General features: G+C 47.4%; 8 protein-coding genes. 3 read left to right on the forward strand and 5 right to left on the reverse strand.

Translation table 11 applies throughout. The features are described from left to right. Positions 1-9: 9 nt before the first annotated feature. The 3 genes from H5715_RS02985 (at position 10) to H5715_RS02995 (ending at position 6,926) form a co-directional block, all read left to right on the forward strand. The gene (locus H5715_RS02985) at positions 10-3,240 is read left to right on the forward strand and encodes an efflux RND transporter permease subunit (protein ID WP_075186766.1); all 3,231 of its coding nucleotides are present in this window, start codon (positions 10-12) and stop codon (positions 3,238-3,240) included. A 32-nt stretch (positions 3,241-3,272) separates the two neighbouring features. Next, positions 3,273-5,330: a TonB-dependent receptor plug domain-containing protein gene (locus H5715_RS02990; protein WP_083608129.1), complete on the forward strand. Its 2,058-nt coding sequence runs from the start codon at positions 3,273-3,275 to the stop codon at positions 5,328-5,330. A gap of 372 nt (positions 5,331-5,702) precedes the next feature. Continuing rightward, positions 5,703-6,926 carry a helix-turn-helix domain-containing protein gene (locus H5715_RS02995; RefSeq protein ID WP_075186915.1) on the forward strand — a complete coding sequence of 408 codons (1,224 nt, stop codon included), beginning with the start codon at positions 5,703-5,705 and terminating at the stop codon, positions 6,924-6,926. Between the two features lie 239 nt (positions 6,927-7,165). Here H5715_RS02995 and H5715_RS03000 read toward each other — a convergent pair whose 3' ends face one another. The 5 genes from H5715_RS03000 to H5715_RS03020 form a co-directional block, all read right to left on the reverse strand. Then, complete coding sequence (locus H5715_RS03000; protein ID WP_083608130.1) at positions 7,166-8,221, reverse strand: TolB family protein; 1,056 nt, start codon at positions 8,219-8,221, stop codon at positions 7,166-7,168. Positions 8,222-8,533: 312 nt separating this feature from the next. Beyond that, on the reverse strand, positions 8,534-10,609 hold the full coding sequence (locus H5715_RS03005; RefSeq protein ID WP_246434667.1) for a glycoside hydrolase family 6 protein: 2,076 nt from the start codon (positions 10,607-10,609) through the stop codon (positions 8,534-8,536). 127 nt (positions 10,610-10,736) lie between these two features. Next, positions 10,737-12,509, reverse strand: a complete 1,773-nt coding sequence (locus H5715_RS03010; protein WP_175574294.1) for a cellulase family glycosylhydrolase — start codon at positions 12,507-12,509, stop codon at positions 10,737-10,739. Positions 12,510-13,384: 875 nt separating this feature from the next. Beyond that, entirely contained in the window at positions 13,385-15,541 is a 2,157-nt protein-coding gene (locus H5715_RS03015) for a glycoside hydrolase family 6 protein (RefSeq protein ID WP_221892337.1), read from the reverse strand. A gap of 192 nt (positions 15,542-15,733) precedes the next feature. Continuing rightward, positions 15,734-17,398, reverse strand: coding sequence for a cellulase family glycosylhydrolase (locus tag H5715_RS03020; protein ID WP_075186768.1), 1,665 nt, complete (start codon positions 17,396-17,398; stop codon positions 15,734-15,736). Positions 17,399-17,900 lie beyond the last annotated feature (502 nt).

A 17,900-nucleotide genomic window follows, 5' to 3' on the forward strand; every position in this document is an offset into this window, starting at 1 on the left:
GAGCGAGCCATGACGACGCATGACGAAAAGCCTCTGGGTATTTCCGGACGCATTGCAAAAGCCTTTCTTACTTCCGAGATAACACCCTTGCTGGCGTTAACCGGATTTTTGTTGGGAATGTTCGCGGTAGTGGTAACGCCACGGGAAGAAGAGCCTCAGATTAACGTAACCTTTGCCAATGTGTTTATTCCGTTCCCCGGGGCGACCGCGAAGGAAGTGGAATCGTTGGTCACTACGCCGGCCGAGCAAATCGTGTCGGAAATACAAGGTGTTAAGCACGTTTACTCGGCGTCTTCACCGGGTATGGCGGCATTAACGGTTCGTTTCACCGTGGGCGAGCCGCGTACAGAGGCGATTGTACGTCTGTATAACGCCTTTTATTCCAATCAGGATGCGTGGTCACAAAATCTCGGTGTTGGGCAGCCGCTGATCAAGCCAAAAGGCATTGACGATGTACCTGTTGTTTCCGGAACTCTGTGGAGTAAAAACCCGGATTTTACCGCTGCAGACCTGTTGAAAGTTGCGCACTCTATGGAGGCCGAGCTGCAGCGTGTTCCCGGTACCCGGGATATCGAAACTATTGGCGGGCACGCCAGTATTGTGCGGGTGAATTTCGATCCTGCTCGACTTTCGGCTTACGGTTTAGCTCTGGATGATATTCGCCTTAGCCTCGCTGCCGCCAATGCCTCGGCCGATGCCGGCAGCCTGGTGAACAGCAATACGGAAATTCAAGTGCAGGCCGGAAATTTTCTGACCTCCCCTCAAGAGGTCGGCGAGCTCGTGGTTGGTGTGGTGAATAATGCACCGGTTTTTCTGCGCGATGTGGCCGAGGTTTCTTTAAGTGCTGAGACAGCAAAAACCTATGTCAATTACGGTATAGGTTCTGCTCACGATGACGTTCCGGGGCGCTACCCAGCTGTGACGCTTTCCGTTTCCAAAAAGCCGGGTGAAAACGCGGTGGATGTCGCCAATGCGGTGATTGAACGCTTTGATCAAATGAAGGGTGTTTATTTTCCCGATGGTGTCGAGGCGACGGTAACCCGCAATTATGGCGCGACGGCTGAGGAAAAAGCGCAAACGCTGATCAAAAAGCTGATTTTTGCCACCTTGTCAGTAATTGTTTTGGTGCTGTTTGTATTGGGGCGGCGAGAGGCGATTGTTGTGGGTGCCGCGGTGGTGGTAACTCTGGCGATAACCCTGTTTGCTTCGTGGGCCTGGGGTTTTACGCTCAACCGCGTATCTCTATTTGCGTTGATTTTCTCTATCGGCATTCTGGTAGATGACGCCATCGTGGTGGTGGAAAATATTCATCGGCATATGAGCTTAGGTGGAAAAACACTTAAAGAGTCTATTCCCTATGCCGTAGACGAGGTGGGTGGGCCGACCATTCTTGCTACATTTACGGTTATTGCAGCATTGCTTCCGATGGCGTTTGTGACGGGTTTAATGGGCCCTTATATGCGCCCGATTCCAATTAATGCCTCAACCGGTATGTTGATATCTTTGGCGGTTGCCTTTGTGGTGACTCCCTGGCTGTATCTACGCCTGTTTAAACACCACGAGCCGGCTACAGGTGATCATCACGAAGAACATGGGCACAGAGGAAAATTACACGCTTTCTTTTATCGTATGCTAACGCCCTTTTTAAATGGCATTGACGGGCGAAAAAACCGCGTATTTCTTCTGTTTGCTATTCTCGCATTAATTGCTATTTCCCTGAGCCTTGCCGTTACGCAATCCGTGATTATGAAAATGCTGCCATTCGACAATAAAAGCGAATTTCAGCTGATTGTGGATATGCCGGAAGGTACGCCGTTGGAAGAAACACATCGTGTGTTGCAGGCCCTGGCAGATGATCTGGAAGCTCTGCCGGAATTGCGTGATTATCAGTTATACGCGGGTACTGCGGCACCGATTAATTTTAACGGACTCGTGCGACAATATTATTTGCGCAGCGAACCGCACATGGGTGATATACAAGTAAACCTAGCGCATAAAAAAGATCGCTCCCGAAAAAGTCATGATATTGCCTTGCACGCTCGAGCGTTGATCGCCGAAACGGCGCGTGAAAATAAGGCGAATGTAAAAGTGGTGGAGATGCCACCCGGACCACCCGTTATGGCACCATTAGTAGCGGAAATTTATGGTCTGGATTATCTGCGTCAAATGAACGTAGCGAACGAAGTTCGTAAGGTTTTTGAGTCCACCGACGATGTGGTTGATGTGGACGATACTATCGAGGCCCAGCAGGAGAAGTGGGTGCTGGTTGTCGATCGTGCACGTGCAGCTAAAATGGGCGTTAGCCAACAAACGATTATTTCCGATATTGCTGCCGCTTTGCGGGGCGAAGATATTTCTTTCTTGCACGATGAGCACGCGCGCGTGGCCATTCCTGTACGCTTGGAATTACCCGCCATGGCTAAGGGGGATTTATTGGCGCTGCAGAACTTACGTGTTAAATCCCGAAACGGTTCGCTTGTTGCCTTATCTGAAGTGACGCGTGTTCAAAAACAATTACGTGACCAAACCATTTACCACAAAGATTTATTACCCGTTGTCTATGTTTTGGGTGATGCGGCGGGCGTTACCGACAGTCCACTCTATGGTTTGGCTAGTATTGCTTCCGTGTTGGGTGAAAGCCCGGTAGATGGTTCCATTATCGAGCAGTTTTATATACAGCAACCGGAAAATCCCTACAGCTGGAGTATGAAGTGGGACGGTGAGTGGCAAGTTACTTACGAAACCTTCCGCGATATGGGTATAGCCTACTCCATCGGCCTGATCATGATTTATTTGTTGGTCGTCGCACAATTTCGTTCCTACTCAACACCGCTCATTATTATGGCTCCTATCCCTTTAACCATTATTGGCATAATGCCGGGCCACGCTTTATTAGGGCAGCAATTTACGGCACCGTCTATGATAGGAATGATTGCCCTCGCGGGTATTATTGTGCGCAATTCGATTCTGCTTGTGGACTTTATTCAGCAGGAAATTGCACGGGGTATAAGCTTGCAACAGGCGACGGTCGACGCGGCGGCAGTAAGGTCTATTCCCATTGCACTAACCGCTGTGGCGGCGATGATGGGAGGCTTCTTTATTCTGGATGATCCTATTTTCGGTGGCTTAGCGGTTTCACTGATATTTGGCTTGCTGGTATCCACGGTTTTAACCTTGTTGGTTATCCCGGTTGTGTACTACGCTTATGAATACCAGCAGGAGCCCACCTCCTTGCGTTAATTATACCATACGAAATTTAGGGGTTCTCAACCATGGGCCGAAAGGGACATGTTAAAGGCCAGTTTGCGCCTCTAATTCTGTTAGCCACATTATCTACGAGTTATGCCGATCTTGAGCTTTACGACCTTTCGTTAGAAGATCTTTTAGAGTTAAAAATCACGTCGGCATCAAAATTCTCGAATACTGTTCGAGATATCCCTGCATCCGTCACGGTTATTACGCGCGATGATATCAGCCTTATGGGTTACAGTTCTTTAGAGGAACTGCTCATTAATATTCCTGGCTTCTATCATGTTGATACCTACGAAGATTTTCAGATCGGTGTTCGAGGCACCGTGGGTGGATCGTTGGCTTTCCTCGTAAATGGTATACTGCAACACCCCACCCGCATTAAAACACTGTCCACTCCCGATCGTTCCCGCACTAATATTCCCATTGACTCCATCGATCGTATTGAAGTTGTTCGTGGACCCTCGTCGGTTATTTATGGTAACAATGCTTTTTTTGGCAGTATCAATATTGTTACCAATAATCATGAAGTACAGGGAAGTAAAGTATCAGCCAGTATTGGTGATAACGGTTACAAAAAAGCGTTTGCGCGCCTCGCGCAAACGTCCGTAAGTGGATACTCCGTATTGAATCTTGGGGGAGTTGAGAGTAACGGTATTGGTGGTAATTTAGCGGAGGTTATGAGCGAGGCTCAGCTAAATCACCCACTGATGCAGCCGGGTATGTACCAGCAGTTAGATGGCACTCTACAATCAAAAGCTTTTAATGCGGATTTAACCGGCGCCGCTGATAATATTGAATATGGTTTTCGCTATTCAGAAAGGGACTATGGATTTTATGCACTCTTTCCCGGTTTTGGCGATGGCAACCAACTGGAATTGAAAACCTGGAATGCCCACCTTGGGCATGCTTTCCCTCTTAACGACAGTATCGAAACAAAGCTCGGCGCTACGTTAAGTAGTGAAAGCTATTTCGTTGCCCCAGATTTTATTATTCCCAGCGTACGCGGTTACCAGTACCAAAGCAGTAATCGAATGGATATCGAAGGGTTATTGACAGGCGAGAAGAGTAATGATTTTGGTTGGGTATTAGGCGCCAATTATAGCCAGTTAAGTGATATTAAAAACGATGGCGACCTTAGCGAAATTGGTTTTTATAATTTGGCTGAAACGGACAAAGTTGAAAGCTCGGCTTTATTTACAAACGTAACCTACGAATTCTCTCCGTTTTTACATATTGAAGGTGGTTTCCGATTGACACGTATTGGCGACTATAGTGCAAGTTTTACTTCGTTAAACGAGGGGGGCGATAAAATTTCGCGAGAGCAAAGAGTCTTGTCGCGAACTGATGATGCGGTAAAGTTGTCGGGTATTTGGGCGTTTGCGTCACAGGATTTCCTTAAATTTCTTTACAGTACTGCCACTCAAGATAATAGCTCTATCGAACTGGTCGAGCCTGAACATATTCGTTCGTATGAGTTGAATTACTTACATGCAGGTAAAAAAAACACGGTTTCGATAAGCCTGTTTGATAACGACATTCAAAAGGTTAGGCGGCGTATTTTACGCTACGATGCAGGGGGGGTTAACGAGACCGTCGATAATCAGTCTCAATGGAAAACTCAAGGAGTCGAGTTTATTTTAACATTCCGCCCGAACAGCCGTCTGACAACTGAGCTTAGTGGTGTTTACCAAGAGAGCGACGATGCCGCGGTGGATGGTTTGTCCGTGGGGTATTCCCCTAATCATCAGCTGAAGTTCAAGATGGGGTACGGGTGGAGTGAATGGAAAGCCAGCAGCTCAGTGGTTTGTACCGGAGAGATGTACACAACTTACCGTCTGGATTACCAACATCTCACGCCGGAGGTGCAGTACCTCGGTCAACCGGTAGATGGGTATACCTTAGTGAACAGCAATCTTCGTTATCAGAAAAACAATAGTTTATGGTATTTGAACCTTCATGCTTTTAACTTGCTCGATAGCGACATACGTTATCCCGCAAATGAGTTGGCCAATTTTGAATACGGCGCTTTTGGGCCTGCTCGACAAATAACCCTTACCTTGGGTATGGATTTCGAATAGCAAAAAAAGCCGTGGTAATCACGGCCAGTAACATGCGGAAGCTGCTTCAAGGCTTATACATAAATATGTAGGCCGTAATTCCTCAAGACTTCTATCGGAACAGAAACAGCCTGAAAATATTAGGTTTTTTTTGTGCTGAATAGAAGTGAAAAACCATAATGATAACTATAGCGGCATACTATATCGGATCTCATGCTTCAGACTGATTGTGTTCATACTGGAAAAAAGTACACAATTGTTGGATATTGAACGTTCAAATATAAGCATAAGTATTCATGTACGCAGGTTACATTCTGGTTTGTTCGAAAAACTGGGGTAAATAATAATAAAAGCAGCAAATAGCTGTATATATTGCCGGGAGGCCTATTCGTTTTGGATAGTGTACTTTTCAATATTCACGATGTCGTTTTATTGACGACGGTTTATCAATGCGCTGCACTGGCAGTTGTACTGTTTATTGCTGCACCGCAACAGCGCCTGTCTAATGTTTTTTTGATCGGATTCCTAGTCGCTAATGCCGTGGTACCGCTTGATACTCTAATAAACTTTGGTGCCGCGTTCAGGGGCTGGGCAATTGTAAACCTGCCCGACTGGTTCTATGTCTTCGAGATGGGGTACTGGCTACAGGGGCCTATACTATTGTGGTATTTACGCTCCCGTTTCTACAAAAATTATTGTTTGAGATTTGTTGATCTATTCTATCTAGCACCATTTTTCCTGTTTGTCTTACATCAGCTGTTGTCTTACCACGTGTTGCCGACCAGCGTAAAAGTTGAGATTCAGCAGAGTTATAGCCTGTTTTCTGAAAAATCGATTATCTTTTTCTTCGTGACTCTGGCACGCGAGCTGCTGCGTTTGTATTTCGGTGTTTTGTGTGTGCTTGAGTTGCGACACTATGTGAGTACGCTTGATACCGGTTTTCAGAGTTCACATAAAGAAATGCTGCGTTGGTTGAAGTTGGGCGTGTACAGCTTTGTTGGTTTGTGGGGTTGGGCTTGTGTTCTCGCGGTAGGTATTATCGTGAACGTGCAGTTTAGTGAAGTCGTTCCGATTGGCTCGATGGGGCTGGCGGCCAATTATGCTACCTGTTTATTGTTAAGTGGCTATGTGATTTTGCTTGGAAGGGCGGGCGCGACAAAAATTGAGTGGCCGCAGATCTCCTACCGCTCTTCGTTGAGCCTTCGTCTAGCGGGCGTAGCTGAAGAGGGCTCCAATGTAGAGCCGAAAGAGTCCTTGCCAGGGGTAAATCTAGAGTATGTACATCGTCTCGACGCTTTAGTCAAAGAGGGGGAGATATACTTAGAGCCATCGCTTACATTGGAAATGTTGGCTTCGAAGTTGTCCATTTCTCCACGTACACTCAGTACGATTTTAAATCGTCACTATGGTAGTAACTTTTTCGAGTTTGTTAATACCTACCGTATTGAAGAGGCGAAAAAGCTGTTGCTAAGTGATGAGTTTAGAAATGCAACAATGCTTGATATTATGTATAAGGTGGGGTTTAAGAGTAAGGCTACCTTCAACAACTTTTTTAAGAAAATGGAGGGTATGACTCCACGGGAATTTAAGAAGGCGAATAGGGTGGTGGAAGCTTAGGGATGCTCTGATTAAGTTTAGCTATATTCTGCTCGTTTGTTGGCAAGGCGCACATCTTCGTTAATGGTCATAGTTCGCCCTTACCCGAAAATGGGTGTTTTGGCGCACGCTTCAGAATCTCCTGGGGCCCCATTTTCGCGTCGCGCCTTGTTGCAGAACAGATCTGCTCCTGCAACAAAACGCTTTAATCGTGGGGAAGTCAGGAATCTAGACTATGTTTGTACTTGATCAGCGCTTTCCTATTTCCACAACAGTGACGAGCTGGGCGTTACACTTTCTTGAAGCGTCTCACGCTCATTACCTTTTCTATTCATTGTGCTTAGGTGATAGGTGCGCTCATCCAGGGTGTCAGAATAGAAATAGGCTATGAGCTTTTCATCGGGTGAATAGGTGGGCCTTTTAAAAACGTGGTCACCGGAAGTGAGCTGCTGGTTTTCCTTTTCCCCTACGGCATACTGGAAAATATGCATCCCTCCTTCGTAAACTTTTTTGTGGATGGTTTCGTCGTAATAAAATTTGTACCCAACTAAAGCGGCATACAGTAACTGTTTCCCGTTTTTGGTCCAGCTTACGCCATCCTGAGCGTGAATTCCTGAAGTCGTGATGGGCTGATCGCTTTGATCTTTCAGGTTAAAGACGCGTAATTGTCTTGAGCCGTGAAACGTCGGGCTACGAATGTAGGCGATGTGTTCCCCATTTGGCGACCAATTGAGATAACCCACTTTTTTCATAATATTGTCTTCGTCATTGGGTTTGTGATCTTGTGACGGAGCTTTTAGTGGCATGGATAGTAATACTTTGCTACGGCCAGACGATGCTTCTAGGTGGCTTATATAGGCGGTGGTGTCGTCGTTATGGGCGATAGCAATATAGTCACCGCTGGGTGACCAATCGTAAGCGGTAATTTCTTTTGCTGTATAAATCGATTTTGGTTCACCACCACTGCGCGGCATGAGCAAAAAGCGATAGTGAGAGTCTTCTTGCAACAGGTAGCTGATCCACTGGTCATTTGGACTGAACTTGGGGGATATTTCGGTTTTTCCATGAGCGGCTATTTTAGTGGGTTCCAGCTCGCCTTTTTTTTGTAGGAACAGGTTGTAACTATCACTGTGCTTGTTAAGGTCAATTTTAAAATTTTCTTTACGATTTGAGACAAAAAGTAAATCGCCATTATTGGCAATATCGATGTCGAGATCACGCCAGCGAGAATCATCGGTTAGTTTGTGAAGCGTTCCCTGGCCATCTAGTGCGCGAATATTGACAGAGGGGCCAATGGTTTTAACTGAAAAATACATTTGACTATCTTTGTTCGACGGTGCTTTTTCTATTGAGCAGCCACTTGTTAGCAGCCCTGCGATAAGTGCAGTAGTAAAAAGAATTTTTCGGGGTGTTCTGTTTGAAGTTGATCTGAGGCTAGACATAGGCTGGTAATTTTATTCTGTTGTTATTTTGTCTGCTTATGATAACGGGAATTGTACTGGGATTCATCTGTGAGACCCCTGGTCTGTGTGATTAATTTCTGAATTTACATAAAAAAGCCGCAGCTTCAAGCTGCGGCTTTTAACAAGAGTAGTGCTTAGCTTTCACTGAGCACTAATAATATAGACCTACAGTCCAGGGTAGGCATTTTCCAGCAGAGTATGGAAGGCTTCTGGGAACCAACGACCTGCGTGAGGAGCGTTATCGAGCGCACCAGTGTATATACCGGAACCTTCATCCGCATAGCGGTTTTCTGCATTCGGGTCACACATTGGATCGTGTTGTTTATTGGGATCGTTAGGATCAATTTCGAAGTTAGGATCGGACACTCCGTCGGATTCACCCTGTGGTTTCACCCAAACATAGGCATCAACACCGGTATGAGGATTGGCAGTTGGACGATAACCAACACCACCTGGCTGGTTACACCAGTTACCTCGATGCTGACGACGATCGATACGTGACTCATTCACATAGGTTTCAAGATCGCTGCTGCCAGAAACACCTGATGGACGACCAGTTCCGCCCCAACCATTACGACCGGTATCGATTAGCATACCAATGTTGTTAGGTAAGCCGCGGCTTATCATGGCATCACGCCAGTCTTGTACGAAATCCAATTCTTCGAAGTAACCGTTGTACTCGTAGAAGTCGGAAGACTTGAGTTGCCCACTGCCAACTTGCATGTCTGGATTTGGCAGATATGGTTCTTCAACTGGAGTGTAGTTAGCCGAGTTACTCACGAAACCGGCGACGGGGTTAAGATTTGCACCTAAGTCACCAACAGCGCCAGCAATTAACTGAGATGCTTCATTGAAGTTGTCGGACCAACCTAACCAACCAGAGTGAGCGATATCAACGTATGAGTATACGTTATCCAGTTGTCCCAATTGCTGCAGTGCATAGCGAATACCGTCAACATAGCCACCGGCACCATTTGCTTCGGAGCAGTCTGGCTCATCAAGGTTAGTTACCAGGTTGGGCAGAGAGTCCACTTCGATAATGGCTACGATGTGAATATCGGCATATGCCGCATCGCTGATGATGTCCATGATCTGGGCAATATATTCAGTCTTATAACGGTTGAAACCGTCTTCAGAAATACGCAGTTCACCATTGGAGGCGAGTGCAGCACAGTCACGGTTTGGCAGATCATAAACCACAAACATAAACATGTTTGCGCCTTGATTCAGCGCTTCGTCCAGGTGGCCTTGCAAGCCAAGGCCGTCACCATCTGCAGGGCCTTCAATCGCGCCAATGCGATCCATCCATACTGCAGTGTTGTAATTGGCAATGGCGCTACCACCAGGCTCGCCGGAAGCTTTAGCAGACCATACAGGATCTACATACCAAGTAGCGCCCACAAATGGGTTGTCTACGCGTTCTCCGTTTGGAAAGCTGGAAGAGCTACTGCTGCTTGAGCTGGAGGAGCTGCTGCTTGAGCTGGAAGAGCTGCTGCTAGAAGAGCTACTGGAGCTACTGCTAGAAGAGCTGCTTGAGCTGGAAGAAGAGCTGGAGCTGCAGCTTGAAATAACGCCACCGCTACCACTCTGGCTTTCACAGGTTGTGCGACCGATACAGCTTTGGCTGTTTTCCCAACCCCAACCAGTGTCCTGGTTGTCACAAAGTGGGCGTGGGTCGTCTTGGTACCACTTACACATTTCTTCACAAGCGGGATTACTGGAGCTTGAAGAAGAGCTTGAGCTACTGCTGGAGGAGCTGGAGCTAGAAGAGCTGGAGCTAGAAGAGCTTGAGCTACTACTTGAGCTAGATGAAGAGCTTGAGCTTGAGGACGAGCCGTCACCGATACAGGTTGGTGTTACGAAGCTACCGTCGGCATTGCCCTGAAGTCCGAAAGAGGTTGTAGCTCCTGCTCCGAGGTTGCCGTTCCAGCCGATATCACTGGCCGTTACGGTATTACCTGAAGTGCTTAGTTGCGCATTCCAGCTATTCGTGACTTGTGGAGCTTCTGCATACTGGAGTGTTACCTGCCAGTTTGAAATCGCGCTGCTGCTATTATTATTGACAGCGACATTGATTTGATAGCCAGTGCCCCAGTTGTTGTCATAGGTAATTTCGCAGTCTACGGCATTGGCGCCGACGGAAAATGCCGACAACGCCAGTGCGGCGCTGCTGAGTTTCAGCCAGCGCCTAAATGTTGGGTGGGAGCTCCTGGAGTGCGAGCGATTTAGAAATCTCATCATTATTTTATCCTCTATGTTGCAGCGCCGTTCATGGGTTGGTTGGCGCCATTTTCAAAGTACACATCAAAAAACTTCAAGTTGCCTAGTTGCAAGAGGAGCCAGCGCGAGCGGGCTCCGCTCCAAAAGGTTAGTTACATACCGATCCAGTCACGGTCGGTGCTTCGGCCGTGCTGCCGGTACCCTGGAAGCCAAAAGTGACGGAGCTTCCCGGGGCGATTGAGGCGTTCCAGTTCAGGTTGCTGGCTGTATAGGGGTTACTGCCGGAGATATCAGCATTCCAACTACTGGTGATCTGGTTATTGCTGTATTGCCAGCTGACTTCCCAGCCGTTGATTGTGCTGGAACCGTTGTTCGTAATGGTGATCGACCCGGTAAACCCTGTGCTCCAGGAATTGCTAATGGTGTATTCACAGCTACCACCTCCGTTGCTGGAGGAACTGGACGATGAGCTACTGCTGGACGAGCTACTGGAGCTGGATGACGAACTGCTAGAGCTGGATGACGAACTGCTAGAGCTGGATGAAGAACTACTGGAGCTGGATGAAGAACTGGAACCGTCGCAAGTCGTACCTATAACGCCGCCACTCCCGCCACTCTGGTTTTCACACGTCGTGAGGCCAATACAGCTTTGGCTGTCTTCCCATCCCCAGCCGCTATCCTGATTTTCACACAGAGGCCAAATGCCATTGCTGTACCATTGACACTCTAATACGCCATCGATGCAGGCGCTTGAACTGGATGACGATGAGCTGCTGGAACTGGAGCTGCTAGAGGATGAACTACTAGAGCTTGACGAAGAACTGCTGGATGAGCTGCTAGAGCTTGACGAAGAACTGCTGGACGAGCTGCTGCCACTGGAAACATCTTCATAACTGCGCAGGCGATTGCGGATATAACGGCCAGACTGAGTCAGATCGCTATCACTCCAGTCTCCAGTGGTACTGGCTCCAGGATTTAAAGCGGCGGAGCTTTCGAGACGGGTACTAAGCGACCAGTTCATCCAGCTGATATTATTTTGATCATAGAAATTCAACCAGGTTGTGGTATCGCTTTCGCAAACGCCGCCATCACCGCTGGAATCGGAGAGGCCGAACTCGGTTGACATTATGGCTGCACCTTGGGACAGCGCGCTGGAGATCTCGTCGCGCAACCATTGGCCATGGGTACAGGCATAGAAGTGAACCGCGTAGGCAATGTTGTTGTAGCTCAGAGGGTTTTCGGCAGCGTCGGTGACGTACTGGCTCCAATTGGGTGTGCCAACTATAACGACGCCATCGGGATCGATATTGCGAATTGCAGGAATAACGGCCTCGGCATAGGGTTTGATGTTGTCACTCCAGCTGGCGCCATTGGGCTCGTTCGCAATTTCGTAAATAATGTTCGGTGTATTACCGTAGCGATTAGCAACTTCCTCGAAAAAATTGATTGCCTCACTCTGGTGGGTTTGTGGATTGCCATCAGACAAAATATGCCAATCGACAATGACGTACATATCCAGTTCGATTGCTGCGTCTGCAATTTCCCATACCTTGTTGGCAACGCCGGCATCAAAAATGTAGCCCTCTTCTTCGGTATACATGGCGGCGCGAATAACATTACTATTCCAGTCATCGCGTAACCACTTAATGGAGTCATAATTCATCCAGGGAGCTGCGTCAGACCACTGTAGGCCCAGGGAACTCATGCCGCGAAGCTGGAAACGCTCACCATTTTGGTTGACCAGGGAGCCGCCGGAGATACTCAATTGACCGTTGCCGCTGACCAGGCCGTTCGCGTGTACTGTTGTGACGAAGCTTATGCTCGCCAATAGGATGAGGAATGTGTATCTAAACAGGTGGATTACGTTTTCTTTAAATGTGTTTGCTGCGCTTATACCACTGTTAATAGGGAGGGCTCGCATACTCTTCTCCTTGAAGATTAACGTTATTGTCATTCCAATATTATTTGTCGGGCAAATTCCACGTGCCTGAATAAAGCGCCGTTAACTTATTTGCGCTAATAACAACGTTGTTGTGGAGACAGCTTAAAAGGAGGTTTCTTGGAGATTGAAAACGTGAAACCTGTTTCTTCTTCCTCGCGCCAGGTTTCTCGTTATTGCATTCACACGCACCCTAATGCTGAGTCAGTATTAGGGTGAGAGGTGCTGATTTGAAGAAGACCTTGCTTAGTTTGGGTACTGATTAGGCTTTGGTAGCTCTTGTTATTTAATCTAAATTATTAGGTTAGGTTTTTCGCTATTATTTTATCGATGCATAAAATCTACATTCGTTTTCGCGGTGTACATTTTAATCCTTATTGTTGCCTTTTTTACCTGCTCGGTAAGCAAAAAAAAGTTGTCGTTAGTTCTTTTTTTCATTCTCCGTAAAATTTTTATTCCTAATCTCGTTTTTTTGTTATAACAAAATAAAGATGGGTTGTTTTTATTTCAATGCTTAATAAGTTAAATAAATGTGTGTTACGTCTATTTTTGAGCGATAAGTATGAAGTAGTTCGCTCTGGCGTGTGTCGTGGTGCGCATAGGGGCGTTGATAATCATCACTATTTCGGGCGTTCTACGAGCGGTTTCCGTTTGTGGGGCGGGTGCAGATAATGTCGACGTAAAATAGTGTTGGTTGGAACTTCTTTATTCTGTAAGAGAATGGTTCATGCGCTTTGGTAGTGCGATAAGGTTGATGAGGGCGTGAGACCGAAAAAATTGCCCCTGATTGACTGTTTTCCGGGCATAAAAAAACCGCGATCGTTTCTGATCGCGGCTTTGGGAGGCGTTACCCGGTATTAGTCGAGAGGAGGGTAAGCATTTTCTATCAGCAACTGGAATGCTTCTGGGAACCAGCGGCCAGCGTGGGGAGCATTATCCATAGCGTCTGTTCCGAGAGAGGTATCGGAGGTGTTGTTGGATGATGGATTACACATTGGGTCGTGCTGCTTGTTCGGATCGTTAGGATCGATCTCAAAGTTAGGATCACTTACACCATCAGATTCACCCTGTGGCTTAATCCATACATAAGCATCAATACCTGCTTCTGGGGCTGCCTGAGGACGGAAGCCCACACCACCAGGCTGGTTACACCAGTTCCCACGGTGCTGACGCTTGTCGATGCGGCTTTCGTTAACAAAGGTGTTAAGGTCAGTGCTGGAAGACGCTTCTTCTGGGCGGTTTGTTCCACCCCAACCGTTGCGGCCAGTATCGATCAAAATACCAATAGTTGAGGGGAAGCCCTTGTCGATCATAGCTTGACGCCAATCCTGAACGAACATGAGCTCTTCCATGTATTGAGTCCACTCATAGAAGTCTGCAGAACGGATGGGGTTTCCACCTACCTGTAAATTGGGGTCTGCCATATGTGGCTCTTTTACGGGTGTGTAGTTGGCGGAGTTAGATGCGAATCCAGCAATGCTGTTAGCACCTTTATCTGTTGCCAAAATAGCGTCACCAATCAGAGCAACGGCTTCGGAGAAGTTATCGCTCCAGCCTAACCATCCAGAGTGTGCAATATCGACGTAGGAGTATACGTTAGGAATTTTGCCTAGCTCGTTCAGGGCGTGCTGAATACCATCTACGTAACCACCTTCACCGTTCGCTTCCTGGCAGTCTGCTTCGTCGAGGTTAGTTACCAAGTTGGGTAGTGAATCCACTTCGATGACAGCGATAATGCGGATGCTGGCGAAAGCGGGGTCGCTAATAACGTCAGTAATACCGGCGATATATTCATCCTGATAGCGCTGGAAACCGTTCTCTGAAATGCGTAGCTCGCCGTTTGAGGCTAGTGCAGCACAGTCACGGTTTGGCAGATCGTAAACTACGAACTGGAATAGGTTAGCCTCTTGAGCTAAGGCTTCGTTCAAGTGATCACGCAGACCCATGCCGTCACCATCTTCAGGGCCGGCAATGGCTCCAATGCGATCCATCCACACGAAGGTGCTCTGGTTTGCAATGGCGCTACCACCAGGCTCGGCAGCGGCTTTTGCAGACCAGATTGGGTCAACATACCACTTGGCATTTTCGAACGGGTTGTCGCGGCCAGCGGCATCTCCGTAGTCAACACTGGAAGAGCTGGAGCTACTGGACGAAGAGCTGGAGCTGCTGCTTGAGGATGAAACACTTGAGCTGCTGGAGCTAACACTGCTTGAGGATGAAACACTTGAGCTGCTGGAGCTAACACTGCTGGAGGACGAGCTGCTTGTGTTGCAGCTATCGACTACACCACCACCGCTACTTGCATCCTGACTGTTACAGGTTTGAGTCCCGATACAGCTGCTGCTGTTTTCCCAACCCCAACCACTGTCTTGGTTATCGCATACCGGATAATTGGTTCCGTACCAATCACATACTTGCTCACATTGATCCGTTGAACTAGAGCTGCTGGAAGAGCTGGAGCTAACGCTGGAAGAGCTAGAGCTAACACTGGAAGAGCTAGAGCTAGAGCTAGAGCTAGAGCTAGAGCTAGAGCTAGAGCTAGAGCTAGAGCTAGAGCTAGAGCTAGAGCTAGAGCTAGAGCTAGAGCTAGAGCTAGAGCTAGAGCTAGAGCTAGAGCTAGAGCTAGAGCTAGAGCTGTTATCTGTGCTGTAGCAGGTTGGGGTGTTCAAGCTTCCATCGTGGTTGCCTTGAAAACCGAAAGAGGCGCTACCGCCACTAGCCAAATTTCCATTCCAGTTAATGTTGCTTGCGGTAAGAATGTTTCCAGATTCACTGAGTGATGCATTCCAGCTGCCGGTCATTTGCGGAGCTTCACCGAAGTCTAACGCAATCTCCCAACCGGAAACGGCGCTACCATCGTTGCTTACTGTAACGTCCATCTGGTAACCGCTACCCCAAGTATTTACGAAGGTAGCATCACAAGTAATTGCTGCCAGTGCGGATGAAGAGGTCATAGCAAACGCTAATGCCGCTCCGCCGAGGCGCAAAGTTTTTTTAAATGATTTTGAATTCATTATTATTCCTCATAGAAGTCACTGGTGAACAGCCGTTGCCAGATATATGGCGGGCAGAGAAAATGTCCACAAGAAGCGCAGTAGATGCACTAACAGCGACAGGTTTTAAGCAAAGTTATTATTGTTAGAAAAGTACACCGAGACGCTTGGCCCCCAGAGCCAAGCGTCTTTCCGTACCAGTTTTCAACCAAATTACAATCCAGTGCAGGACGGCGTATTCAGACTTCCGTCGGAATTACCCTGCAAACCGAATGAGGTTGATTGACCTGCGCCGAGGTTGCCGTTCCACGAGATATTGCTTGCGGTCACGGTATTCCCGGAAGTGGAAAGGTCGACATTCCAGCTACTTGTAACTTGAGGGCTTTCGCCAAAATCGAGTTCTATTGTCCAGTTGTTGATAGACGAACTACCGGAATTGGTAACTTCGACATTCATTTGGTAACCGGAACCCCAGCTGTTTGCATAGCTAGCCACACAAGTCACGCCGCCGTTTGATGCACTACTCGAGCTGGATGAGCTGCTGCTGGACGAAGAGCTAGAGCTGCTGCTTGATGAAGATGAAGAGCTACTGCTTGACGAAGAGCTGGAAGACGATGATGAGACAGAGCTACTACTTTGAGAGTTTGAGCCACATGAATCAACAACGCCTCCGTTACCACTCTGGCTGTTACAGGTGTTTGGCCCGATACAGCTAGCACTGTTTTCCCAGCCCCAACCACTGTCTTGGTTATCGCATACCTGATAATTGGTTCCGTACCAGTCACATACCTGCTCACATTGGCCGGTGCTACTTGAACTTGAAGAAGAACTGTAGCTGCTGCTGGAAGAGCTAGAACTACTGGAGGAACTGTAGCTACTGCTTGATGAAGATGTCGGATTTGTGTTGATGCTGGTTCCCCAGTTGGACACAATATCTTTCGCAAAGCGGCCTGCAGCTGTTAGCTGTGAATCGCTCCAGCCACTGGTAGGCGCACCTTCAACGACAATAGATGCGCCTTCAGCCTTATCGCTTACAGCCCAGTTCAGGTGTGAAATATTGTTTTGCTTGAGGAAGTCCATCCATGCGCGGGTTTCACTCTCGTTAGGAGCTCCGTCACCATTAGCATTTACGGAACCCCACTCGGTTGCAAACAGTGCGATACCATTGCTCATGGCGGTGCGTGCCTTGTTGCGCAGCGATTCGCCATGGGTACCTGCATAAAAATGCAAGGTGTAGGCGATGTTACTGTAGCTGGTAATGGGGTCGTTAGACGCGGCATCGACATCCTGGGACCAGCTAGGTGTTCCGACAACGATCAGGTTATCTGGGTCGATGGCACGAATCGCAGAAATGACGGCTTCAGCGTAAGGCTTAATGGTTCCACTCCATGAGATCTGCAGAGGTTCGTTGTAAATCTCATACACAACGTTATTGTTGTTGCCGTAAGTACGCGCCATTTCTTCAAAGAAGGCAATTGCATCGGCTTGCTTATCTTCAGCATGGTGAGTGTGGAAATCGATAATAGCGTACATATCTTCGGCAATGGCAGCATCAACCAATGCGCGTACGCGGCTTATATTGCCTTGAGGATCTTCCTGGTAACTACCATCTTCGTCGGCTCCCATGGCGGCGCGAACAATCGTCGCGTTCCAATCGTTTTTGAGCCATCTTACGGTTTCAGCTGCGTAAAAACGCTCTTGGCCCCATCCGGTATTACTCCAGAAGAAGCTGTTTCCGGCAAAACTTTTTGCCTGTCCACCACTTAATATTTGATTTCCGCTTACTGTCAGCGCCGGTACGTCGGCGAAGGCTGCGGAGGTTGTCAATGCGGCGGCGGCGACCGCAGTAAGTAGACCTTTCATATTGGTATTTATCATAGTGAGAATCCCATGATTTATTAACGTTATTGTTTTGGGGTTTCGATACTTAGCCATATTTTTAAAAATAGAAAAATTGCTTAAAAATTCAAAGCACGAGTGATTCTAGGGGAAGAAAAATACGATTGAAAGTATTGATTAGTAAGGGATTTTCTTCCTAGAAAATGGCGATTGAAAATTTGCTTTCGAGTGTGTGGTGGTTATCGATACTCTTTTGAATAAAAGGTTGCGACAAGTTAAACCTTAGCTGGGTGGTCGGTGCTCCTGCCGTATACAATCGTATTCTGCTGGATCATTTGTATGTAACGGGTTCCTTCGTAAAAAAGTATGTATTTTGCTGCACGTGCAAACCAATCAAATTGTTGGTTTTCGAAAGAGTTGCATGAGATCGCTTGAATTTATGGTGTTGTTTGACTATTTAGCACTGAAAATCCAGTTTGCTTTTTATTGAGTGTTGTTTTTGCTTTTTTATAAGTGTTACTTCCGAAAGGTGTACTTAAGT

Origin of the sequence: Teredinibacter haidensis (assembly GCF_014211975.1) — a bacterium.
Taxonomy (GTDB): Bacteria; Pseudomonadota; Gammaproteobacteria; order Pseudomonadales; family Cellvibrionaceae; genus Teredinibacter; species Teredinibacter haidensis.